The organism is Rhodococcus sp. NPDC056516, assembly GCF_042794655.1.
In the GTDB taxonomy this organism is placed as follows: Bacteria; Actinomycetota; Actinomycetes; order Mycobacteriales; family Mycobacteriaceae; genus Rhodococcus_F.
The window spans coordinates 684,557-706,659 of record NZ_JBHTTG010000001.1 but is presented as its reverse complement, the minus strand read 5'-3'; the positions used below and the strand labels follow the sequence as shown (position 1 = coordinate 706,659).

Genomic DNA, 22,103 nt, shown 5'->3' with positions numbered 1-22,103 from the left:
TACCGACTATAACCCAGGTCACAGTTTCTGGAAAGTGAATCAACCTTTTCGATCCCGATCAGCGGTAATTCACCTGCCGCCGCGCGTGCGGGAGGGCTATAAACGCCCGATGCACCTGGGAATCGTCACGCCGGTCCTGATTCAGCACCCGAGCACACGTTCGGAGTGGGAGGCGAGTGCTGACATCGGTGAGATTGCCACAATTGCTGCCGCGGCGGATCAACTCGGTTTCCACCATCTGACCTGCAGTGAACACGTCGCGGTTCCAGAAGAGATCGCCACCGAACGTGGCGGAACCTACTGGGATCCGCTCGCCACCCTCGGTTTTCTCGCCGCACGTACGTCACGAATCCTGCTGGCGACGCAGGTGCTGGTGCTGGGCTATCACCATCCCCTCGAGATCGCCAAGCGCTACGGAACGCTGGATCGTGTCAGCAACGGACGCCTGATACTCGGACTCGGAGTGGGGACTCTGAAACAAGAATTCGATCTCGTAAATGCTCCGTTCACCGATCGAGGAGCGCGTGCCGACGACGCTTTGGCCGCCCTTCGGGTTTCGCTGTCGACGCCGACTCCGGAGTATCACGGCGAGTTCTACGACTACTCCGGATTTGTCGTCGAACCTCATGCCGTCCAGAAACGTGTGCCACTGTGGATCGGCGGCCGGACCAAGAGATCGTTGCGCCGGGCCACCACACACGGCGACGGGTGGGTTCCGTTCGGGCTGAGATTCTCCGAACTGAAGGAAATGCTGGGCGCCACGACGCTCCCCGACGGATTCGACGTCGTCCTCCCCGCCGGCGCTCCGCTCGATCCCCTCGGCGATCCCGAGTCCACGCTTCGCTCACTGACTCGCGTCCGCTACGCCGGGGCGACCATAGCCAGTTGCTCGGTCGGCGCTCGAAGCGCCGAACACTACTGCGAACAACTCGAAGAACTTCACCGAATCGCCCTCGCCGAGGGCTTCTCTTTCACCACTTCCTGATTCGCCGATAATCCAATGCAAAGGACGTACCGATGACTGACTCGACCGCCCTGATCGAATCCCTGCTCGCCCGAGTGGAATTGCTCGAGGACAAGCTCGCGATCACCGAACTGCTGACCACGTACAGCCCCGCCGTCGACAGCGGATCGGCCGACGAAGTCGCGAACCTGTGGCTCGAGGACGGTGTCTACGACGTCGACACCGGCGCGATGCACGGCCGCGGCGAACTGCGGGCCATGGTTCACAGCGCCTCTCACCAGAACTGGATCATGAACGGCGCGGCGCACATGATGACGCCCGCGCACATCCGCATCAACGGCAACAAGGCCGTCGCTACCTGCCATTCACAGTTGGTCATCAAGGATCCCGAGAACCCGACGGGATTCAAGGTCCTCCGCATCACCGCAAACCGTTGGGAGCTGATCAAGACAGACGGCGAGTGGAAGGTCGAGTTGCGCACCAACGCTCTCCTCGACGGCCGACCCGAGGCCCGCGCCCTGCTGGCTGCCGGAGTGACGGCCTAACCCCTGTGCGCGGTTAGAGAGTCTCTGCGGTCGTTAACCGCGCACAGCGGTTGAAAGTTCGGCTCCCCGAACTCTATAGTTCACATATTCGAACCGGCAGGTCCGAGTACGTGCGACCAGGAGACCGATGAGCACCAGTACGCAAGAGCCGACGACTCCGCGCCGACGACCTACGGGGAGATCCATCGCCCTGCTCGGTCCGGCGTTCGTCGCGGCCATCGCGTACGTCGATCCGGGCAACGTCGCCGCCAACCTGACTGCCGGCGCGAAGTACGGCTACCTCCTCATCTGGGTACTGGTACTCGCCAACGCGATGGCCGTCCTGGTGCAGTATCTGTCCGCGAAACTCGGGCTGGTCTCCGGCAGATCCCTGCCCGAAATGCTGGGTCAGCGCCTGCGTAAGAACAACCGTCGCGCGTTCTGGCTCCAGGCCGAGATGATGGCGATCGCAACCGACGTGGCCGAGGTCATCGGCGGCGCCATCGCACTCAACCTGCTCTTCAACGTCCCGCTCTTCGTCGGTGGGTTGATCACCGGTTGCGTGTCGATGGTGATCCTGACGATCCAAAGTCGGCGCGGGCAGCGCACTTTCGAGTTCGTGGTCATGGGATTGCTGGCCATCATCACGATCGGCTTCCTGACCGGACTCGCCTTCACCGACGTCTCCGGAAGCGAAGCCGTCGCCGGACTGGTCCCCCGCTTCGAAGGAACCGAGACCGTACTGCTCGCCGCCAGCATGCTCGGCGCCACGGTCATGCCGCACGCGATCTACCTGCACTCCGCATTGGCCCGAGATCGCCACGGCCACATCAAACCTGGGCCACGATTGCAGCGACTACTCAAGGTCACGCGTTGGGATGTCGTCGTCGCGTTGATCATCGCCGGTGGCGTGAACATCGGCATGCTGCTCCTGGCCGCGTCGGCACTGCGCGGAGTACCCGGCACCGACACCATCGACGGCGCGCATGCCGCGATCGAGAATTCACTCGGCCCTGGTGTGGCCGTCGTATTCGCGATCGGACTCCTCGCCTCCGGACTCGCGTCGACCTCCGTGGGGTGCGCGGCCGGCGCCGAGATCATGCATGGCCTTCTGGCCATTCGCATTCCGGTGATCACGCGCCGAATCGTCACTCTCATCCCGGCGCTGATCGTTCTCGCACTCGGCGTCGATCCGACTCTCGCACTCGTACTCAGCCAGGTGGTCTTGAGCCTGTGCATCCCCTTCGCGATCATCCCACTGGTGCGTATGACTTCGGACCCCGAACTCATGGGAGACGCGCGTAATGCCCCACTCACGACCGTCGCGGCATGGGTTGCAGCGGGTTTGATCGTTGCGCTCAACGTCGCTCTGCTGGTTCTGACGGTGACAGGCTAGAGCACCAGAGCCACCCAACGCGTCCCTCACAAACGCGCTGGATGACTCCGGCCGGATTAGGAGGCTTGCTCGGCGAGAGTGGCCTTGGCCCAGCGATAGTCGGCCTTTCCGCTGGGAGAGCGCCTGATCGACGGCACACTGACAACAGTGCGCGGCACCTTGTACCGAGCAACGTGCGACGCGCAATGCTCACCGATCTCGGCAGCGTCCGGGACGTCGAAGCCTTCGCGGGTCGTGATGACCGCAGCGACGCGCTCACCGAACTTCGCATCCGGAATTCCCGCGACCAGAGCGTCGAGCACTGCCGGGTGACTCTTGAGTGCCTGTTCGACCTCTTCCGGGTACACCTTCTCCCCGCCGGTGTTGATGCACTGAGAACCACGCCCCAGCAGGACGATCGAGCCGTCGGCTTCCACTCGCCCGACGTCGCCGAGTACCGACATCCGCACACCGTCGATCACCGGGAACGTAGCCGCCGTCTTGACCGGATCATTGAAGTACCCGACCGGCACGTGACCACTGCGAGCGATGTATCCGGTCTCGGCAGATCCCGGCTCGAGCGGCCGCATCCGTTCGTCCACGACGCGCGTCTCGTCACGAGCGGCGATGCGCATCAGGCCGTCTTCGCCGATTTCGAGATTGCCGTCGACGCCCGACTCGGAGGAGCCGAATCCGTCGCGAATCACCAGGTTCGGAAGTATGGACTTGAACTGCTCGCGCAGTGAGAGCGAGAACAACGCTCCGCCCGACGAAATCATTCCGACTGTACTGAGGTCGTAATCTGCTGCGTTCGACGCCAATTCGTCTGCGAGCGGACGAGCCATCGCATCTCCGACGACGGTGATGGAGACGGCCTTCTCACTCCCGGCGAGCTGCAGCGTCGACTTCGCGTCGAACCGCGCCATGAGGATTGCGTTGGCACCCATGAAGAATCCGGTGAACAGCGAGTAGGACGCCGCGCCGTGCATCAGGGGTGCGGTGCTGAGCATGTTCATCGCGGGAACGTTCGGTACCGCGGCATACAGAGCTTCGGCAGTCGTATGCGGCGGACCGAACGGGTTTCCGCCGGTGAGCGCCGCGAAGTAGAAGTCTTCATGCCGCCACATGACGCCCTTGGGCATTCCCGTCGTGCCGCCGGTGTAGATGACAAACAGGTCGTCGTTGCTGCGAGGCGCGAAGTCACGAGTAGCGGGTTGCTCCGCTGCAGCGTCGGCATATCGAACGATGTCGACACCTTCGATGTCGCGGACCGCCGACTCGCCGACGACGACGACGTGTTTGATGCCCGGCACGGCCGGGAGAACCGTCTCCACGACGGGAACGAACTCCTCGTCCACGATCAGCGCTACCGACTGCGAATCGTTGTACAGGTAGGTCAGTTCGGCGTCGACGTAGCGATAGTTGACGTTGATCGGGACCGCGCGGATTTTGAGGCACCCGAGCAAACTTTCGACGAACTCGATGCTGTTGCGCATGTGCAGAGCAACGTGGTCGCCCGGCCCGACACCGACACTCGCCAGGTGGCGGGCGATGCGATTCGAGCCCTCGTCCAGCTCGACGTATGTGCGACGACGCCCATCGCACACGAGTGCCGTGCGGTCCGGAATCAAATCCGAAATACCCTCGAACAGATCTGCCAAATTCAATGACACTGCTGGTGCCTTCCTTGATGTCCGGCCCGGCGAATTCGGGGCCGACCGTACTGCGTTTGCGGTGAGAACTATCCGATCCTGGCGCCGACGAATGCGGCCAGGAACTGAGCGGATTCACCCGTCGCACCACCAGAGGTCGCGAAAGCCGATCCCGCCGTGAGGATTTCCGACGGAGGTGTGGGGTGGGGACGTTTCTGGGTGTCGACAACCATGATGGCTCCGGGACAGGATCGGTGGTGACGCAAGCGCGTACGCGGTGGGATCGCCGCGTCGCCCCAAGGTGGCATGCACGGCTCGTGACCCAGATCACCGCTCCCGCTGAGTGGGACTGCCCCTCAGATGGCCAGACTTGTGTTCAAAACTAGAACTAATTCTGATTTTGTTCGAACGATTTTTTCGGAACGGCAACCGAACTCTCGACTTCAAATTAGAATGAATACTAATTTTGCCGAACTTACCGCCAGACCGGATCGAAGGAGCACGACATGACGCAATCACTGAGCTTGGAAGGCAAAGTTGCCGCCGTCACCGGCGCCGGTGCCGGCCTGGGTCGCGCCGAGGCACTCGGACTCGCCGCTTCCGGCGCAGCTGTCATCGTCAACGACATGGGTGCAGCGGCCAACGACGTGGTCGACGAGATCAAGGCCGCAGGTGGACAGGCACTCGCCATCACGGGCGACGTCTCCGACTGGTCGCTCGGCGGGCGCATCATCGAAGAAGCTGTCAAGAACTTCGGATCCTTCGACATCCTCGTCAACAACGCAGGCATCCTGCGCGACAAGATGATCTTCAACCTGACCGAATCCGATTGGGACGACGTCATCCGCGTGCACCTCAAGGGTCACGCCGCCACCTCGCACGCAGCCGCAGTCCACTGGCGCGCAGCCAGCAAGGCAGCCGACGCACCGGTCTACGGCCGCATCATCAACACCTCTTCCGAGGCCTTCCTCTTCGGCAGCGCCGGACAGCCCAACTACTCGGCGGCCAAGGCCGGTATCACCGCTCTGACGCTCTCGAGCGCAGCAGGCCTCTCCCGCTACGGCGTCCGCACCAACGCGATCTGCCCCCGCGCCCGCACCGCCATGACAGCAGAAGCCTTCGGCGAGAACAACACCGGCGTAAGCGGTCTCGATCCGCTGGCACCCGAGCGCGTCGCGACCCTTGTCAGCTACCTCGCATCCCCCGATTCCGACGAGATCAACGGCCAGGTCTTCGTCGTCTACGGCAAGATGGTGGCATTGATGGAAGCACCCAAGGTCGAAAATCGTTTCGACGCAGCCGGATCCGCGTTCACGGTCGAAGAGCTCGGTGGCCAGCTCTCGTCCTACTTCTCAGGCCGCGGACCGTACGAGACCTACGCTGCCTACAGCATCGCCGGCCTCGAAAAGATTGCCCTTGCAGTCGACGAGACCGCAACAGTTTAAGAAGCACCTACGAAGAGGAGCGTTTTCATGAGGTTGAACGGCAAGGTAGCGATCGTCACCGGCGGCGCCGGCGGAATCGGTCGTGCCATCACCCGAGTCTTCGCTCGTGAAGGCGCGAAGGTCCTGTTCGTCGACATCAACGACGAGCAGGGCCAGGCACTCGAGGAGGAACTGGCCGGGGCCGGCAAATTCCTGAACGTCGACCTCGCTGCCGCAGGTTCTGCCGAGCAGATCCGTGACGCCGCGCTCGAGGCTTTCGGCAAGCTCGACATCCTGGTGAACAACGCTCACGCGTCCCGTCAGGCTCCGTTGCTCGAAACCACGCAGGACATGTTCGACCTGTCCTTCAACACCGGCTTCTACCCTGTCGTCCACCTGATGCAGGCATGCCACGACGAACTCGCGAAGACCAAGGGTTCGGTCGTCAACTTCGCGTCGGGCTCCGGCCTGGACGGCATGCCCACCCAGACGTCCTACGCGGCAGCCAAGGAAGCTGTGCGAGGCCTGACTCGCGTAGTCGCCAACGAGTGGGCGCCAGAGGGCATTCGGGTCAACGTTGTCTGCCCGTTCGCCGCCACCGAAGGCGTCGTCAAGTGGCAGGAAGCCTTCCCCGAGCGCGCAGCCGCATCCGTCGCCAAGGTACCTCTCGGACGCATCGGTGATCCCGAAACCGACATCGCTCCCGTCGTGGTGTTCCTGGCGAGCGAGGACTCCAAGTACATGACAGGTCAGACGCTGATGGCCGACGGCGGCAGCATCAAACTGCGCTGAGTCGAAGGTCTTCTCGGTGGGCTCAGCTCACCGAGAAGAGCTTGGCAGCGTTGTCGTGCACAACGGCTCGCAGCCACTCGCCACCGAGATCGAAGCGCGTAACCGCCTGCAAGGCGGTGAGATACGGGTACGGAATGTTCGGGAAGTCGCTACCGAACAGAATCCGGTCCTGCATGTCGACGAGCCGAGAGACATCGGCCTTCGGGAAGGCGCACTGCTCTTCCGTGAAGTCGGTGAACGCCATGGTCGTATCCAGGCGGACGTTGCCGTAAGCCTCTGCAAGATCGAGGAATTCGCTGTACTCGGGCATCCCCATGTGCGCGACGATCAACGGCAGGCGCGGGTACCGTGCCAGCAGCGAAGCGATGCGATCGGGCCCCGTGTACTCCCCCGGAGCCGGTCCCGAACCACAGTGAATCACGATGGGCGTCTCGGAGTCCTCGAGCTGACCCCAGACCTTGTCGAGCAGAGGATCGTTCGGATCGTAATTGCCGACCTGGATGTGGGACTTGAAGATTCGCGCCCCGGACTCCAACGCCTTCCCTACGTACGACGCCGCCGACTCCTCGGGATAGAACGTGGCCGTGTGCAGGCAATCAGGTGTTTGCGCGGCAAATTCGACGGCCCACTGGTTGAGCCATTCGGCCATCGCGTGCTTGTGGGGGTAGATCATCGACGTGAAAGCCCGGACGCCGAACTCGCGGAGACGGTGTACCCGTTCTTCCTCGGCAAGTCGGTAGGCGATGGGCCACGGTCGACCGATCATCGGTCCCGCGGAATCGAAGTAGCCCCACACCTTGTCCATGACACTCTTCGGCATGAAATGGGTATGGACGTCGATCACACCCGGAACACCCAAATCGCGCCAGAAAGCCCGAACCTCGGCAATCTCTTCCGGTCCGGTCGATGGGACCTCTTCGGTACACACGTCTGACACCCCTTTCGTTCGCTCGACCATACCGAGTGCCGTCGCGCTCACCGGGACAGGTCGTTGACGGCCTGACCCGAGCACCCGAATGTGAACCCATATTGCCGATCACTGTTGGAGGTTGAATGTCTCAGACCGAGTCCGAAGTGGAGTCGATCAGTGCCGTCGAGGAACTGCTCGCCATCGAGGAAATCAAGCGTGTCTTCGCCGCGCGCCTACGCTGTATGGACACCAAGCAGTGGCACGTCTACCCAACCCTGCACACCTCAGACGTCGTCAGCGAGACGTGGGGCGGACTCCCGACAGACAAGCAACCCAAGACCGGTGACACCTCGAACCAGGTAGTGGGAATCGACAAGCTCACCGCAGCAATTCGGAACATGCTCGACGGCGACATCCCCCTCACCACAGCGCACCACGCACACACCCCCGAAATTGTGCTCACCTCGCCCACCACCGCAACCGGTATCTGGGCAATGGAGGACATGTTGTGGTGGAACGACGGCGAGAAAGAGCTGCATCTGCACGGCTACGGCCACTACCACGAGGAATACCGCAAAGAAGACGGTAAGTGGCTGATCAGCTACCGAACCCTCACCAGGCTCCGAGTCGACCAGGACCCCGGATTCTTCCGATTCATGAAAGCGCTGTGACGAAGTGACCAACCCGCTGTTCCAACCGCTCCGCATCCGTTCGCTCGAACTGTCCAATCGAATAGTCATGTCGCCGATGACGCGCACGTACTCCATCGAGGGTGTGCCCGGCCGCGACGTTGCCGACTACTACCGCCGACGCGCTGAGGGCGGCACCGGGTTGATCGTCACCGAAGGCGTCGCGATCGATCACGAGACTGCTGTCGATCACGCCAACGTCCCCAACCTCCATACCCCCGCTGCGCAGGCTGGATGGCGCAAGGTCGTCGACGACGTGCACGCTGCGGGCGGCAAGATCGTGCCTCAGCTCTGGCACGTCGGACCGCTGTGGGGCGCGATGACGCAGATGGACCCGTCGCTCAAGCCGATGCGCCCCTCCGGTGAATGGGGCCCGCTCGGCGTCACCTCGTACTCCGCTGCCTACGTCGAGCGCGCGCAGGCTAGCACCGAGGCGATGACCGAGCAGGACATCCAGGACGTCATCGACGCCTACGTCCGCAGCGCGAAGCACGCTGTCGAACTCGGCTTCGACGGTATCGCGATCCACGGCGGTCACGGCTACCTCCTCGATTCCTTCTTCTGGGAGGGCACCAACCAGCGCAACGACGCGTGGGGCGGCGACCTGGAGCGTCGTACCAAGTTCCCGGCCGCCGTCGTCGCTGCAATCCGCGCGGCAATCGGCCCGGATCTGCCGATCATCTACCGTTTCTCGCAGCACAAGCAGCAGGATTTCACCGCGAAGATCGCGGAAACTCCCGAGGAGTTGGGTGTCATCCTGGGTGCGCTGGTCGACGCCGGAGTCGACGTCCTCGACGCCAGCATCAGGCGTTTCGACGTCCCGGCCTTCGAAGGCAGCGACCTCTCACTGGCCGGTTGGGCAAAGAAGCTGACCGGTGCCGTCACGATGGCCGTCGGTAGCGTCGGGATCGGAAAGTCACTGCGCGACAGTCGCATCGAAGGCGCCGCACCTGTCGTGGACAACATCCCGCAACTCGAGGAGCGCATCGGCAGTGGTGAGTTCGATCTGATCGCGATCGGCCGTCTCCATCTCGCCGATCCTGCGTTGGCGACGACCCTGCGCGCGGGCGGTCCGCTGCCGGCTTTCGATCGAGCGGTGCATGAGGGCAGCTTGATCTAGGGGCTCCGCCCCTGTGTTGATCTAGGGGCTCCGCCCCTGTGCGCCTTTCCGGTAGTTCGCACTACCAAAAAGGCGCACAGGGCCGAAGGCCTTTATGTTCGACTTATGACTACTTTCAACGCCTGGGTCGCCCGCGACAGCGACGGCTCCATCGACTTCGCCCCCGAAACCGTCGACGAATCCTTCCTCCCTGCAGGTGAGGTCACCATTCGTGTCGAATATTCGAGCGTCAACTACAAAGACGCCCTCGCGGTCACCCCGAAGGGCGGGGTGGTTCGCGACTACCCGATCGTCCCCGGTATCGACGTTGCCGGCGAGGTCATTGCCTCCGAGTCCGACGCGTTCGCCCCCGGCGACAAGGTGGTGGCCCACGGATACGAGATCGGGACCGCCCGCAACGGCGGCTACGCGGAGATCGCCAGGCTGCCTGCCGAGTGGGTGGTGAAGCTCGACGGCATCTCCACTGCCGACGCTGCTGCAATCGGCACGGCTGGATTCACCGCCGCCATGTGTGTCCAAGCGATTCTGGCCAGCGGAGTGAAGCCCGCCGACGGTCCCGTCCTGGTGACGGGCGCGAGCGGCGGCGTCGGCACCGTCAGCGTCGACCTTCTGGCAAGCGCAGGCTTCGACGTGGTCGCCTCCAGTGGCAAGCCCGGTGCGGCAGACCTTCTAACGTCTCTCGGTGCGTCTTCGGTGATCGGCCGGCTCCCCGAGGATCCCGACGTCAAGCCCCGTCCGCTCGGAAAATCCCAGTGGGCTGCGGCCGTCGACTGCGTCGGCGGAAAGACCCTCGCCCACGTGCTGAGCACGATCAACTACGGCGGTGTTGTCGCTGCCAGCGGATTGACCGGTGGCGCCGCGCTGCCTACGACCGTGCTGCCGTTCATTCTCCGCGGAGTCTCACTGCTGGGCATGGACTCGGTACTGATGCCGATCGAACCCCGTCGTGCACTGTGGGCACGTCTGGGCTCCGACCTTGCGCCACGTCATCTAAAGGAAATCACGAACCTCGTTGCCGTCCGCGACGTCGTCTCGGTGATCGATCAGGTACGCGAGGGTAAGTACACGGGCCGGGCGCTGGTTCAGGTTGCCGACGGTTTCTGAACCGCTCAGAACAGTGTGAACAAATCTGCCGGTTCTTCGGCCGTCGTGGACTTCTCTTTGTACGAGGAGTTCACGACGGTCGGTTCCTTCTTCACCGGCGCCGCAAGCGGGACCGACGCGATGTCCCCCGAGACGATGGCGCGTGCGGCTTCGCCGGCCAACTTGTCGGCCATTTCGTTGTAGTGGTTGCCGACGTGCCCGCGCACCCAGCGAAAGCGCACCGGTCCGACACGGTCGGTGATGGCTCGGTCGATGCTCTGCACCAGTTCCAGATTCTTGACCGCCCCGCCGCTCGCGGTCTTCCATCCCTTGCGCTTCCAACTCGGCAGCCATTCCGACGCGCACTTGATGGCGTACTGCGAGTCGGATTCGATGAGCAGTGGATCCCCGCCCGGATGCGCGACGACGGCCTCGAAGAGGGCACGCAACTCGGCAATCTGGTTGGTGCCGGACGCTTCTCCGCCGGACATGCTCGGACCCTCGTGATTGACCCACGCCCAGCCGATAGCCCCACCGGGGTTTCGCAGACAGGATCCGTCGGTGCTCACGATGATCATGGCTCGGACAATACGTTGCGCCACCGACACACGCCTTAACGGAGGATGGACGGTGGCGATACGCTGACCTCGATGACGCCGCTATCTCCGGCCGACGAAGTCACGGTGACTTCTCAGCGACCACTCGATGCCGCGCTGACGCTCAGCCCGCATCAGCGCGGACCCGGCGACCCCGCACATCGGCGGTCCGCCGACGGAGCGATCTGGCGAGTTTCCCGCCAACTTTCGGGTCCTGTGACCTACCGCATCACGCAGTCGGATCGGCACACGGTCCGCGTGCAGGCGTGGGGTCCCGGTGCCACGGAATTACTGGAAGGCGCCGACGCGCTGCTCGGCCTCGACGACGAAGCCGAAGATTTTGCTCCCGAACATCCCAAGCTCGCCGAAGCCCATCGACGCTTCCCTCATCTGCGCATCGGCCGCACCGGACGCGTCATGGAGGCTCTCGTACCAGCGATCCTCGAGCAACGAGTTCACGGCATCGACGCGTTTGCCGCGTGGCGCCGCCTGTTGACCAAGTTCGGTGAGCTCCCACCCGGCCCCGCGCCCGACGGAATGCGAGTTCCACTCACCACGGACCAATGGCGTCGAATGCCGTCGTGGGAGTTCCATCGTGCGAACGTCGATCCCGCGAGGTCCAAGACGATCGTTCAGTGCGCTCGCGTCGCCGACCGCCTCGAGCAGGCATCCACGTTCTCCAGGGCGGAAGCGACCAAACGATTGCGAGCGGTCCCCGGCGTCGGGATCTGGACTGCCGCCGAAGTGGCGCAGCGTGCCTTCGGCGATTCCGACGCACTCTCGGTCGGTGACTATCACCTCGCCGCGGTCGTCGGGTGGTCGCTGCTGGGTGAACCGATCGACGACGCCCAGATGGTGCAGTACCTCGCTCCCCTCCAACCGCATCGATACCGCGCTGTGCGACTGCTGCAGGTCAGCGGTCAAGCAGTCAAACCCAAGTTCGGTCCGCGAACAGCCGTTGCCGACCACCGCTGGCACTAAGCACCAGGAGAGAAAAATGTCGACCCGATACGCACACATCGCCTTCTCACCCGCTGCGGTGGAGCGTCAGCGGTCGACCGGTAGCTTCACCGTCTACGGTTCGAAACTCGATCAGCCCGACGAAGGCCCGATGGAATTCGATTTCCGCGCTCAGGGATTCGTGAAATCCGTGGATTCCTTCTACATGTCCACGGTGACACCCGACGGTTGGCCGTACGTCCAACATCGCGGCGGCCCGCGTGGATTCCTGCATGTGTTGGGTCCGAATCGAATCGGATTCGCCGATCTGCCCGGCAATCAGCAATTCGTGACACTCGGCAATCTGGAAGAGAACAATCGCATCTCGCTGTTCGTCATCGACTACCCGACGCGGACCAGATTGAAGATTTACGGGCGCGCGCAGGTGATCGAAGCGGATCAGGACCCCGAACTGCTGCAACAACTCTTGCAGGTTCCCGGCGGCACGATGACGGCAAAAGCTCAGCGCTCCATCGTCATCGACGTCGAAGCGTTCGACTGGAACTGCAGTCGAAACATCACGCCTCGCTTCGACAAGGAACGCATGGACGAATCCCTCGCTCTGGCACGCCAACCCTTGCAAGCCGAGGTCGATCGCCTTACTGCCGAGGTCGAAGAACTGCGCGCTCGCTTGTCGAAAAACGAATGAGACTAGGCGGTTTCAGGGCACCCGGAGTCGGGTAGCCACCAAACACGGCCCGTCGCGCGAAGACGACGGGTCCCGTTGTGCCCGAGGAGGTCCGCACGATCGATCCTGACGGTGGAGTTCAGGCTGACGAACTGCACCGCCACCATTCACGACCGGTTCCACACAGACAGATTGGCCGTCCCCATGAAACTGTCCCGAACTCTCACGATGTCCGTTCTCGTTGTCGCCGCTGTCGGCGCCGGAGCCGGCACTGCCGTCGCAGCGCCCCCGAATGCGGGCTTCGATCCGTCCCAACCCCTGTTCACCCCGACCGCCGAGTCGAACAGCCAGGCGGCGTTGATGCTCTTCCCCGGAAACGATCCGAAGCAGGCCGCGTTCGACACCATGGCCAACGAGGTCAATACCGGCTGGAACAACGGTGGCCTGCAGTCGACGCTGATCGGGGCCAACCTAGGCGTCGGAATCGGCTGCCTGTCGATCTTCCCGAACTTCATCGCCGGCTGCATTGTCGGTGGAGTCATCGGCACGGTTGCCGGAGTCGGCGCAGGAATCACCAACGGAAACCCGAACGCTGCACCGGCCGTCGAGAAGTTCTTCGCGACTCCTTGAGAGCCGCTCAGCTGTGCGTGTGCCCGGGGGTGTGTGACTCCTCGTGAAAATGCGTGGCGCCGATCGAATGCAGTAACTGGTGAACGGTGTCGTCTGCCAGTTGGTACCGCATCGATCGGCCGTCGCGCGTCGCGCTCACCCATCCCTGGCTACGCAGCAGTCGCAGCGCATGTGAGACGGCTGTGCCGCTCATCCCCAGCGCCACGGACAGATCCGTGACGCAGATACCCGGTGCGTGGTGAAGGCAGAGCAGCAGACGCAGACGGTTGGCGTCGGAGAGCAGTTCGAAGCGACCGGACCAACTGGTGACGTCCAAACCCTCGAGTGCAGCCCTGGCGCGACGAACATCCTCGATGCTCAGCGCGCCGCTGGTGTCTGCTGCACCTGCATTCGTCAACCGACTGCCTCCGTAGAACTTCCGATCCCCCGCCGCAAGTGTACCCAGAAGCGCGACCTGGTCAGGCAGACTCCACCACGGCCGCCATGCCCTGGCCACCGCCGATGCACATGGTCAACAGCGCTTTTCCGCCGCCGCGACGGCCGAGTTCGTGAAGGGCCGTCGTCGCCATACGCGCACCCGTCGCTCCCACCGGGTGCCCGAGCGAGATGCCGGAACCGTTGACGTTCAGGCGATCGAGGTCCTCGAAACCCCATTCCTTCACGACACCGAGAACCTGGCACGCGAACGCTTCGTTGAGTTCGACCAGCTCGAAGTCGGCGAAGCCTGCACCCGTCCTGGCAAACAGTTTCGAGACGGCGGCGACCGGCCCGAGTCCCATCAGCGCCGGTTCACAACCGGCTGCGGCCCAGCTGTCGAGGAACCCGATGGGCTCCAGCCCCAGTTCGTCCAGACGATCCTCGGCGACCACCAACATCGCTGCGGCAGCGTCATTCTGTTGGCTGGCGTTACCGGCGGTCACGACGCCACCCTCGGTTACCGCACGCAGCCGTGCCAGAGTTTCGAGTGAGGTGTCCGAACGGATCCCTTCGTCAGCACGGAACTGTGTGACGTTCCCTTTTCGATCCTTCAGTTCGACGGTGACGATTTCGGCGTCGAACCGGCCGGAATCTCTTGCCAGTGTTGCTTTTCGGTGACTGTCGACGGCAAACGCGTCCGACTCTTCCCGACTGATCCCGCAGCGTGTCGCGACGTTCTCGGCCGTTTCGATCATTCCGCTGATCAGGCCGAAACGCCACTCGGGTTGCGAGCGCTCGCGACCACGATCGAGGCGGTCGAACAGTTGCAGCCCACCGGCTTTGGTGCCCCACCGCGCTCCGGTGGTGTAGTGCTCGATCCCGCTCATCGATTCGACACCGCCCGCCAGAACCACGTCGGCAGCACCCGTCTGGACCATCATGGCCGCAGTGACGATGGCTTGCAGGCCCGTTCCGCATCGTCGATCCGTTTGGAAGCCGGCCACCGAAATGGGCAACCCGGCCTCGAGCGCCGCCCACCTACCGATGCACGGCGCCTCCGAATTGGCATACGACTGCCCCATCGCGACGTCGTCGATGCGAGACGGATCGATTCCACTACGACGCACAGTCTCCTTGACCACGGTGGCAGCCAAACTTTCCGCCGGCACGTCTCGAAGTGCCCCTCCGAAGCGGCCCACCGCGGTTCGGACCGGCGCGACCAATGCTGCTCGTTTCACAACTGACCTCGAATCTCGTTCTGGAATAATGGAAAAGGGCTCAGGCAACCAGCAGGCGCACGGTGTCTGCCACCAGCGCAGGTTTGCCCGCTCCTTCGATGTCGATCGTGTACCGCACGACAATCGTCGCGCCCTTCGCCGTGCGCTCGAAGGAAAGAATCTCCGCGCCCGCTCGCACCGACGAACCGACCTTGACCGGTTCGGGGAATCGCACCTTGTTGCTGCCGTAGTTCACGGTCATGGAAATTCCGTCGACGCGCATCACCTGAGCGCCCAGCACCGGCAACAACGACAGGGTCAGATAGCCGTGGGCAATGGTACCGCCGTAAGGGCCCTGCGCTGCGCGCTCGGGATCCACGTGAATCCACTGATGATCCTCGGTGGCGTCGGCGAACTTGTCGATCCGATCCTGTGTGACCGGGAACCACGCGCTGTAGCCCAAGTGCTCACCCACAGCCGTCTCTACTTCGTCGATTCCGTTGAAAATTCGCATAGTTCTCTCCTGAAAAGTGTTGAACAGCAAAGGAAAGCAACAACGCCCGGCGCAGTTCTAATGTGCGCCCCGGCGCAGTGTTAATGTGCGCCCCGGCGCAGTGTCACCCGATACGTGTACTGCTCCGGCAAGAAGTAACTCACCGACAGCTCGTTGGCGACGCCCTGCGCGTTGGAGTACAACCGATCCACCCGCAGCATGGCGTGCCCGATCTCGCAATCGACGTCCCTGGCCACGTCCGCCGTCGCCGGGGACACCGTGATCGATTGTGCTGCTTCGACAATCGGACTGTCGATCAGCGGTTCCAGCAAGCCGATCACGGTATTTGCGCTCACCGCACCGGCGGCCATTGCGGGTAGGTCGATGATCTGACGAGCTATCGCCTCCGGCAGATGCGCCGTCGTCTGAACGAACGGAACCCCTTCGTGTATCCGCCGAAAGACCACGGTGTACACGACGTCGGTGTCGAGCCGAAGCCGACTGGCAGCCTCGATGTCCACGCGCCGTTGCAGCGGTGAGACTACTTCCATCGTCGTGTCCCGCGAAAGGTTCATGAGATCTTCGATGGACCCGAGATGACGGAGATAGCGGCCACTGTTCTCGGTCACGAACGTTCCGCGCCCGGGTACCCGGTACACGATGCCCTCGGCAACGAGGTCGTGAAAGGCTCGGCGGACCGTCTGCCGGCTCACGCCATGATGCTGCGCCAGTTCGGATTCGGTGGGCAGTTGAATGCCGTCGCGGTAGGTACCGGCAGAGATCTGCTGACGAAGCTCACGAGAGAGGCGTTGGTACGCCGGCTCCGTCTCTCTTTCCTTACCGCTCATAGCGACATGATCCTACTTGCTCACCGGGCCGTCACAGACCGCCGCGGGCAACCAACTGCGAAACGATCACGTTGCGCTGAATTTCGTTGGTTCCCTCACCGACGATCATCAGCGGCGCATCACGGAAATACCGTTCGACGTCGTACTCCGTCGAGTAGCCGTAACCACCGTGGATGCGGACGGCGGACAACGCGATTTCCATTGCCACCTCGGAGGCGTACAGCTTGGCCATGCCTGCCTCCATGTCGCACCGCTCGCCGCTGTCGTACATTTGCGCCGCGTGCCAGGTCAGCTGCCGTGCCGCAGTCAACTTGGTTGCCATGTCGGCGAGATAGTTCCCGATCGACTGGTGCTTCCAGATCGGCTGCCCGAAGCTCTCGCGCTGCTGCGCGTAGGCAAGCGAATCCTCGAGTGCAGCCGTGGCGACGCCCAGCGCACGGCAGGCCACCTGGATACGGCCGGTCTCGAGCCCCTTCATCATCTGCCCGAATCCCTTGCCAGGAGTGCCACCGAGAATGGCCGACTCGGAGATTCGGTAGTTGTCGAAGGACAATTCACAACTCTCGACGCCCTTGTACCCGAGCTTCGGGAGATCGCGGGAGACCGTCAGTCCTTCGCCGTGCTCGACGAGAACGATCGAGATGCCCGCATGCCGAGGGCTTGCACTCGGATCGGTCTTGCACAGCAAGGCGATCACGCCGGACCGGCGGGCATTGGTGATCCACGTCTTGGCCCCGTTGACGACCAGATCTGTGCCGTCGCTCTTGGCGTTGGTCGTCATGGCCTGCAGATCGGAGCCACCGCCAGGCTCGGTGAGTGCCATGGTTGCCCGGATCTCACCGGTTGCCATTCGCGGCAGGTATTTCACCTTCTGCTCTTCGGTACCGAACAGTGAGATGAGCTTCGCGACCACCGTATGACCGCCCATCGCTCCCGCCAGGGACATCCACCCTCGCGACAGTTCCTGCGTCACCTGCGCATAACAGGGCATGGACACCGGCGATCCGCCGTACTCCTCGGGAATCGCGAGACCGTAGATCCCGATCTGCTTCATCTGATCGATCCACTTCTCGGGATACTCGTTCGCGTGCTCCACCTCCTGAACTGTGGGCTTGACCTCTCGGTCGACGAACCGGCGCACGGTTTCGATCAGGAATGTCTCTTCGTCGTTGAGCTTGAGCATGAATCCGCCTCGACTTGAAAAAAGTTTGTACGGCCATATTTCGATATTGTTCGCGCAATGTCAATACCGCTCCTTGACATGGATACGCAGCAACTGCCAGCATCGAGGCAGTTCGTTGCACATCAACGCCGTTCACGGCAGCTCATCACTTTCACAACTGGCCGTACATTTGAACCCCAGATCGAGGTAATCGACACACATGGACGAGAACCACTACCGCTCGACCAGACGCCGCGCGTCCCTGGTCGCACCGGGTTCGGACGAGCGCAAGGCGCGCAAAGCCATCGCATCGAGCGCAGACGAGGTGATTCTCGACCTCGAGGATGCCGTCACTTCGGCAAACAAGGACCTGGCGCGGGCCCTCGTCACCGCGCTGGTGCAGGAGTTCGGTGCGACGCGCACCATCTCGGTGAGGATCAACGGCCTGGCAACGCCGTGGGCCCGCGACGACCTGATCGCCTGCGGCACCCTCGGAGAATCACTGAACAGCGTGATCGTCCCGAAGGTCGAGTCGTCCGACGAACTGCTCGAGGCCGAACAGATCCTCGCGACTGCAGGCGGGCACCACACCACCTTGCAAGCACTGATCGAAACTCCGCTCGGCGTCCAGAATGCCGACTCCATCGCCCGCGCGACTCCTCGCCTCCAGGGCGCGATCATCGGATACGCCGATCTCGGTGCAGCACTAGGTCGCTCGCGCTCGGCGCTGCCGGAACACTGGCTTGCCGTCCAGGACAGAATCCTGATCGCCTGCCGTGCGGCCGGCATCGCAGCAATCGACGGGCCCTTCCTCGGTATCGCCGACGACGACGCCTTCCGGCGCGCTGCGCACTGGACCAGCGCTCTCGGATTCGACGGCAAATGGGTCATCCATCCGGCGCAGATCGACTCGGCCACTGGCGCATTCACCCCTTCGGAGGACACAGTCAGTGAGGCCCGGCGGGTATTGACCGCACTCGAAGAAGCCGAGACCCTGGGTTCGGGCGCCGCCCAACTCGACGGTCAGATGCTCGACGAAGCTGTGGCCGTGGCAGCGCGTCGTACGCTTGCCCGAGCTGAAGGAGTCTCCGTATGAGCGAGCACTACGTAGGAGGACCGTACTTCGACGAGCTGACCCACGGACAGATCTTCGACGAAGCCCCCGCGGTGACGTTGACCAGTGGACTCGCCGCCGCACATCAGGCAATTCTCGGCGACCGCATGCGCCTGCCCCTCGACGCACACTTGTCGTCGAGCGTCACGGGTTCTGCTGCACCAGTGGCGAATCCAGGACTGGTCACCGACATTGCCATCGGTCAGTCCACCGTGGTCACTCACCACGTCAAGGCGAACCTCTTCTACCGTGGACTGCGATTCCATCGCTTCCCCGTGCTCGGCGACACCCTGTACACACGGACCGAAGTGGTCGGTCTACGAGAGAACTCGGCCAAGCCGAGACGCGCCGCCACCGGACTTGCGGCGCTACGGATGACGTCCGCTGACCAGAACGGCAACACGGTCCTCGACTTCTACCGCTGCGCCATGCTCCCGCTGAGCCCCGACCCGATCGAGACGAGAACCCGCCACGCCGACGACCTCGGTGCGATCGGTCCGCTCGAACCGGCTCCGTACGTCTCACCAAGTGGCTGGGACCTCGACACATATCGAGAGCGGGTGCCCGGCAAGCACTTCGAATCAGGTTTGGTGGGCTCCGTGTTCCGTAGCAGCGGCGACGTCGTCTCGAGCGCCCCCGAACTTGCCCGCCTGAGCTTGAACATCGCAGCAACGCATCACGACGAGCGCGTCGGCACTCACGGTCGCCTCGTCTACGGCGGCCACACCATCGGGATTGCTCTCGCCCAGGCAACTCGCGCACTGCCGAACGTGGTGACAGTGCTGGGGTGGCACTCGTGCGATCACGCCGGACCCGTTCACGAGGGCGATACCCTCTCGAGCGAACTGCACGTCGAAGGTTCGTCGCCCCTCGAACACGGAACCGCAGTGCAGCTGCGTTCACTCGTGTTCTCCCACAATGCTTCTGCAACACAAACTCCGGTCCTCGACTGGCGTTTCACCGTGTTGATGGCATGAGCGCACACTCTTCTACCCCGGAGGAACACAGATGACTCAGACCCCCGGCCCGCTGTCCGGGCTTCGCATCGTCGAGGTCTCGAGCTTTGTCGCCGCACCCCTGTGCGGGCTGACTCTCTCACAACTCGGTGCCGACGTGATCCGGATCGATCCGATCGGAGGAGCCTCCGACTACAACCGATGGCCGGTGACGGCCGAGGGTGAAAGCATCTACTGGACCGGGCTCAACAAGGGCAAACGCTCACTCTCGGTGGACATGCGTGCCGAGCGCGGCCAGGAACTGATTCGCCAACTGGTCACGGCTCCGGGACCTGGCGGCGGAATCCTGGTCACCAATGCCGGCGGCCGCAACTGGATGAGCCACGACTCCCTGGCCCAGTTGCGCAGCGACGTCATCACTCTCGAGATCCTCGGGCGCCGCGACGGCAGCCCCGGAGTCGACTACACGGTCAACGCCGCGTTGGGATTTCCACAGATCACCGGCCCCGCGGACTACGCCGGTGTTGTCAATCACGCCTTGCCTGCCTGGGACGTCGCATGCGGGCTCTACGCCGCCCTGTCGATCACTGCCGCAGTGCGCCAACGTGACTCGACCGGACATGGATCTCGGATCACGCTCCCGCTCGAAGACGTCGCGTTGGCCACCGCAGGAACTCTCGGCTACCTCACCGAAGTGCAGGTGAACGGCCGCAGTCGTGAGTCCGGTGGCAACGCCGTCTACGGCACGTACGGAATCGATTTCGTCTCCAGTGACGACGAACGGTTCATGATCGTCGCCCTCACTACTCGCCATTTCCGCGACCTTGCGTCGGTCACCGGCACCACGGCGGCTGTCGACGCCGTCGAAACCGCACTCGGAGCGGACTTCTCCACCGAAGCGGACCGCTACCGTCATCGAGAGGTGCTGACTGCCCTGTTCTCACACTGGTTCCGGGAACACAGCGGCGCCGAGATCGCTGCAGCGCTGGACACATCGTCAGTTCTGTTCGAGAGGTACCGCAGTTTCGAAGAGGTTGTGAAATCGGGTGAACTCGAGAACAACCCGATGTTCTCCGCACTCGATCAACCTCGAATCGGACGCTATCTGGCTGCCGCCAACCCCGCCTCGTTCGACGGCGCGCACCTGGGCACCGGACCCGCCTCCGAGGTCGGCGGCGACTCGATCGCGGTTCTCGCCGACATCCTCGGAACCAACGCCGATCACGCCTCGACGCTGATCGCGGACGGCGTCGTCGGGGTTCCGGCGAACTGACCCACCCACGAAAATACTTTCGGCCTCGGAACATCGTTCCGAGGCCGAAAGTTTGTCGCTTGCAATTCAGAGACCAAGATCTTTCGCGATGATGGTCTTCATGACTTCGCTTGTGCCACCGTAGATTCGCGTGACACGTGTGTCTGCGTACAGACGTGCGATGGGGTACTCGGTGATGTAGCCGTATCCGCCGTGCAGTTGAAGGCACTTGTCGATCACTCGACTTGCCGCCTCGGTGCAGAACAGTTTCGCCTTCGCTGCGTCGGGAATCGTCAGCGTGCCGCGGTCATGGCATTCAAGTGCGTTGTCGGACACCAGCTGGATGGCATCGACCTCGGTAGCACATTCGGCCAGAACGAATTTGGTGTTCTGGAATGCCGCGACGGGCTTGCCGAACACCTTGCGGTCCTTGACGTAGTCGATCGCAAAGCGAAGCGCGGCGCTCGCGGTGGCCGCTGCTCCGAACGCGATGGTCAACCGCTCCTGAGCCAGGTTGTGAGTCAGATAGCTGAACCCGTCACCTTCTTCTCCGAGTCGGTCCTCGACGGGCACCTGTACGTCGACAAACGAAAGCTCCGCAGTGTCGGAGGTCTTGAGCCCGATCTTGTTGATCTTGCGCCCCACCGAGTATCCGGGTGACGACGTATCGATCACCAGAATCGACAAACCAGTGCGTCGGTTCTCCGCCGTGCTGGGCGCGGTGCGGCACACAACCAGGACGCGATCGGCAAGTACCCCGCCGGTGATGAACGTCTTCGAACCATTGACAACGTAATGCGTACCGTCCTCGGACAGCTTGGCCGTCGTCGCGATGTTCGCCAGATCCGAACCCGTCCCCGGTTCGGTCATCGCAATCGCGAACATCAGATCTCCCGAAGCGAAGCCCGGCAACCAGCGGCTCTTCTGCTCGTCGTTCGCATACTCGAGCAGGTAGGGCAGGATCAGGTTGGTATGCACCGACTGCGAGCCGAAGGACGCCCCGGCGGCAGCAACTTCCTCGGCGACGACGACGTTGAACTTGAGCGACTTCTCACCGCCTCCGCCGTACTCCTCCGGGACTTGAATGCCGAGTACGCCCAGCTCTCCCAGCCGCCGGTAGAAGTCACGGGGCGGATAACCGTCCTCTTCCCACTTCTCGTGGACGGGGGTGACTTCCTTCGCGATGAAATCGCGGACGGTAGCCCGGAATGCCTCGTGATCCTCGTTGAACACGGTTCGCTGCATGTATGAACTCCAG

The 22,103-nt window shown here is 63.0% G+C and carries 24 protein-coding genes; 14 read left to right on the top strand and 10 right to left on the bottom strand.

The window, feature by feature from the left end; all coding sequences use genetic code 11:
• Positions 1-109 precede the first annotated feature (109 nt).
• The 3 genes from ACFQ6Y_RS03405 (at position 110) to ACFQ6Y_RS03395 (ending at position 2,884) form a co-directional block, all read left to right on the top strand.
• Positions 110-985, top strand: a complete 876-nt coding sequence (locus ACFQ6Y_RS03405; protein ID WP_378628942.1) for a TIGR03619 family F420-dependent LLM class oxidoreductase — start codon at positions 110-112, stop codon at positions 983-985.
• A 32-nt stretch (positions 986-1,017) separates the two neighbouring features.
• Entirely contained in the window at positions 1,018-1,509 is a 492-nt protein-coding gene (locus ACFQ6Y_RS03400; RefSeq protein WP_378628938.1) for a nuclear transport factor 2 family protein, read from the top strand.
• A 127-nt stretch (positions 1,510-1,636) separates the two neighbouring features.
• Positions 1,637-2,884, top strand: a complete 1,248-nt coding sequence (locus ACFQ6Y_RS03395; protein WP_378446852.1) for an Nramp family divalent metal transporter — start codon at positions 1,637-1,639, stop codon at positions 2,882-2,884.
• 56 nt (positions 2,885-2,940) lie between these two features.
• On the opposite strand, the gene ACFQ6Y_RS03390 is transcribed toward ACFQ6Y_RS03395, so the two are convergent.
• Positions 2,941-4,536: an acyl-CoA synthetase gene (locus ACFQ6Y_RS03390; protein WP_378628934.1), complete on the bottom strand. Its 1,596-nt coding sequence runs from the start codon at positions 4,534-4,536 to the stop codon at positions 2,941-2,943.
• Between the two features lie 68 nt (positions 4,537-4,604).
• Positions 4,605-4,748, bottom strand: coding sequence for a hypothetical protein (locus ACFQ6Y_RS03385; RefSeq protein ID WP_378446854.1), 144 nt, complete (start codon positions 4,746-4,748; stop codon positions 4,605-4,607).
• A 273-nt stretch (positions 4,749-5,021) separates the two neighbouring features.
• Between ACFQ6Y_RS03385 and ACFQ6Y_RS03380 the strand changes: the two genes are divergently transcribed.
• Together ACFQ6Y_RS03380 and ACFQ6Y_RS03375 are read left to right on the top strand one after the other, a co-directional pair.
• Positions 5,022-5,960 carry a 3-oxoacyl-ACP reductase gene (locus ACFQ6Y_RS03380; RefSeq protein ID WP_378628931.1) on the top strand — a complete coding sequence of 313 codons (939 nt, stop codon included), beginning with the start codon at positions 5,022-5,024 and terminating at the stop codon, positions 5,958-5,960.
• A 27-nt stretch (positions 5,961-5,987) separates the two neighbouring features.
• Positions 5,988-6,731 carry an SDR family NAD(P)-dependent oxidoreductase gene (locus ACFQ6Y_RS03375; RefSeq protein WP_283302923.1) on the top strand — a complete coding sequence of 248 codons (744 nt, stop codon included), beginning with the start codon at positions 5,988-5,990 and terminating at the stop codon, positions 6,729-6,731.
• Positions 6,732-6,753: 22 nt separating this feature from the next.
• Here the strand turns inward: ACFQ6Y_RS03375 and ACFQ6Y_RS03370 are convergent, their stop codons facing one another.
• A complete protein-coding gene (locus ACFQ6Y_RS03370; RefSeq protein WP_378628928.1) occupies positions 6,754-7,659 on the bottom strand; it encodes an amidohydrolase family protein in 906 nt (301 codons plus the stop codon).
• Between the two features lie 125 nt (positions 7,660-7,784).
• Here ACFQ6Y_RS03370 and ACFQ6Y_RS03365 point away from each other — a divergent pair, with 125 nt between their 5' ends.
• The 3 genes from ACFQ6Y_RS03365 (at position 7,785) to ACFQ6Y_RS03355 (ending at position 10,554) form a co-directional block, all read left to right on the top strand.
• Positions 7,785-8,312 (top strand): nuclear transport factor 2 family protein, encoded by a 528-nt coding sequence (locus ACFQ6Y_RS03365; RefSeq protein ID WP_378446857.1) that lies wholly within the window; start codon positions 7,785-7,787, stop codon positions 8,310-8,312.
• 4 nt (positions 8,313-8,316) lie between these two features.
• Positions 8,317-9,450: a 12-oxophytodienoate reductase gene (locus ACFQ6Y_RS03360; protein ID WP_378628926.1), complete on the top strand. Its 1,134-nt coding sequence runs from the start codon at positions 8,317-8,319 to the stop codon at positions 9,448-9,450.
• Positions 9,451-9,555: 105 nt separating this feature from the next.
• Positions 9,556-10,554, top strand: coding sequence for an MDR family oxidoreductase (locus ACFQ6Y_RS03355; protein WP_378628923.1), 999 nt, complete (start codon positions 9,556-9,558; stop codon positions 10,552-10,554).
• A 5-nt stretch (positions 10,555-10,559) separates the two neighbouring features.
• Here the strand turns inward: ACFQ6Y_RS03355 and ACFQ6Y_RS03350 are convergent, their stop codons facing one another.
• Positions 10,560-11,111, bottom strand: a complete 552-nt coding sequence (locus ACFQ6Y_RS03350; RefSeq protein ID WP_317552080.1) for a ribonuclease H — start codon at positions 11,109-11,111, stop codon at positions 10,560-10,562.
• Positions 11,112-11,156: 45 nt separating this feature from the next.
• Between ACFQ6Y_RS03350 and ACFQ6Y_RS03345 the strand changes: the two genes are divergently transcribed.
• From ACFQ6Y_RS03345 to ACFQ6Y_RS03335, 3 genes are all read left to right on the top strand, one after another.
• Positions 11,157-12,110: a DNA-3-methyladenine glycosylase family protein gene (locus tag ACFQ6Y_RS03345; protein WP_378628920.1), complete on the top strand. Its 954-nt coding sequence runs from the start codon at positions 11,157-11,159 to the stop codon at positions 12,108-12,110.
• Positions 12,111-12,126: 16 nt separating this feature from the next.
• Positions 12,127-12,777, top strand: a complete 651-nt coding sequence (locus ACFQ6Y_RS03340) for a pyridoxamine 5'-phosphate oxidase family protein (RefSeq protein ID WP_378628917.1) — start codon at positions 12,127-12,129, stop codon at positions 12,775-12,777.
• Positions 12,778-12,888: 111 nt separating this feature from the next.
• Positions 12,889-13,386, top strand: coding sequence for a hypothetical protein (locus ACFQ6Y_RS03335; protein ID WP_378531404.1), 498 nt, complete (start codon positions 12,889-12,891; stop codon positions 13,384-13,386).
• Between the two features lie 7 nt (positions 13,387-13,393).
• On the opposite strand, the gene ACFQ6Y_RS03330 is transcribed toward ACFQ6Y_RS03335, so the two are convergent.
• From ACFQ6Y_RS03330 to ACFQ6Y_RS03310, 5 genes are all read right to left on the bottom strand, one after another.
• Complete coding sequence (locus ACFQ6Y_RS03330) at positions 13,394-13,783, bottom strand: metalloregulator ArsR/SmtB family transcription factor (protein WP_317552083.1); 390 nt, start codon at positions 13,781-13,783, stop codon at positions 13,394-13,396.
• A gap of 61 nt (positions 13,784-13,844) precedes the next feature.
• The gene (locus tag ACFQ6Y_RS03325) at positions 13,845-15,041 is read right to left on the bottom strand and encodes an acetyl-CoA C-acetyltransferase (RefSeq protein WP_378628914.1); all 1,197 of its coding nucleotides are present in this window, start codon (positions 15,039-15,041) and stop codon (positions 13,845-13,847) included.
• 40 nt (positions 15,042-15,081) lie between these two features.
• On the bottom strand, positions 15,082-15,534 hold the full coding sequence (locus tag ACFQ6Y_RS03320; protein WP_378531399.1) for a MaoC family dehydratase: 453 nt from the start codon (positions 15,532-15,534) through the stop codon (positions 15,082-15,084).
• A gap of 80 nt (positions 15,535-15,614) precedes the next feature.
• Complete coding sequence (locus tag ACFQ6Y_RS03315; RefSeq protein WP_003940169.1) at positions 15,615-16,361, bottom strand: GntR family transcriptional regulator; 747 nt, start codon at positions 16,359-16,361, stop codon at positions 15,615-15,617.
• Positions 16,362-16,392: 31 nt separating this feature from the next.
• Positions 16,393-17,544, bottom strand: a complete 1,152-nt coding sequence (locus ACFQ6Y_RS03310) for an acyl-CoA dehydrogenase family protein (RefSeq protein ID WP_003940468.1) — start codon at positions 17,542-17,544, stop codon at positions 16,393-16,395.
• Positions 17,545-17,743: 199 nt separating this feature from the next.
• Between ACFQ6Y_RS03310 and ACFQ6Y_RS03305 the strand changes: the two genes are divergently transcribed.
• From ACFQ6Y_RS03305 to ACFQ6Y_RS03295, 3 genes are read left to right on the top strand one after another with little or no spacing between them, the layout of a single operon-like run.
• Positions 17,744-18,619, top strand: a complete 876-nt coding sequence (locus tag ACFQ6Y_RS03305) for an HpcH/HpaI aldolase/citrate lyase family protein (RefSeq protein WP_378628911.1) — start codon at positions 17,744-17,746, stop codon at positions 18,617-18,619.
• Positions 18,616-19,614 (top strand): MaoC family dehydratase, encoded by a 999-nt coding sequence (locus ACFQ6Y_RS03300; RefSeq protein WP_378628908.1) that lies wholly within the window; start codon positions 18,616-18,618, stop codon positions 19,612-19,614. Before ACFQ6Y_RS03305 ends, ACFQ6Y_RS03300 begins: the two co-directional genes overlap by 4 nt.
• Positions 19,615-19,645: 31 nt before the next feature.
• A complete protein-coding gene (locus ACFQ6Y_RS03295) occupies positions 19,646-20,866 on the top strand; it encodes a CoA transferase (protein ID WP_378446868.1) in 1,221 nt (406 codons plus the stop codon).
• 66 nt (positions 20,867-20,932) lie between these two features.
• Here ACFQ6Y_RS03295 and ACFQ6Y_RS03290 read toward each other — a convergent pair whose 3' ends face one another.
• A complete protein-coding gene (locus tag ACFQ6Y_RS03290; protein WP_378628905.1) occupies positions 20,933-22,090 on the bottom strand; it encodes an acyl-CoA dehydrogenase family protein in 1,158 nt (385 codons plus the stop codon).
• Between the last annotated feature and the right edge of the window lie 13 nt (positions 22,091-22,103).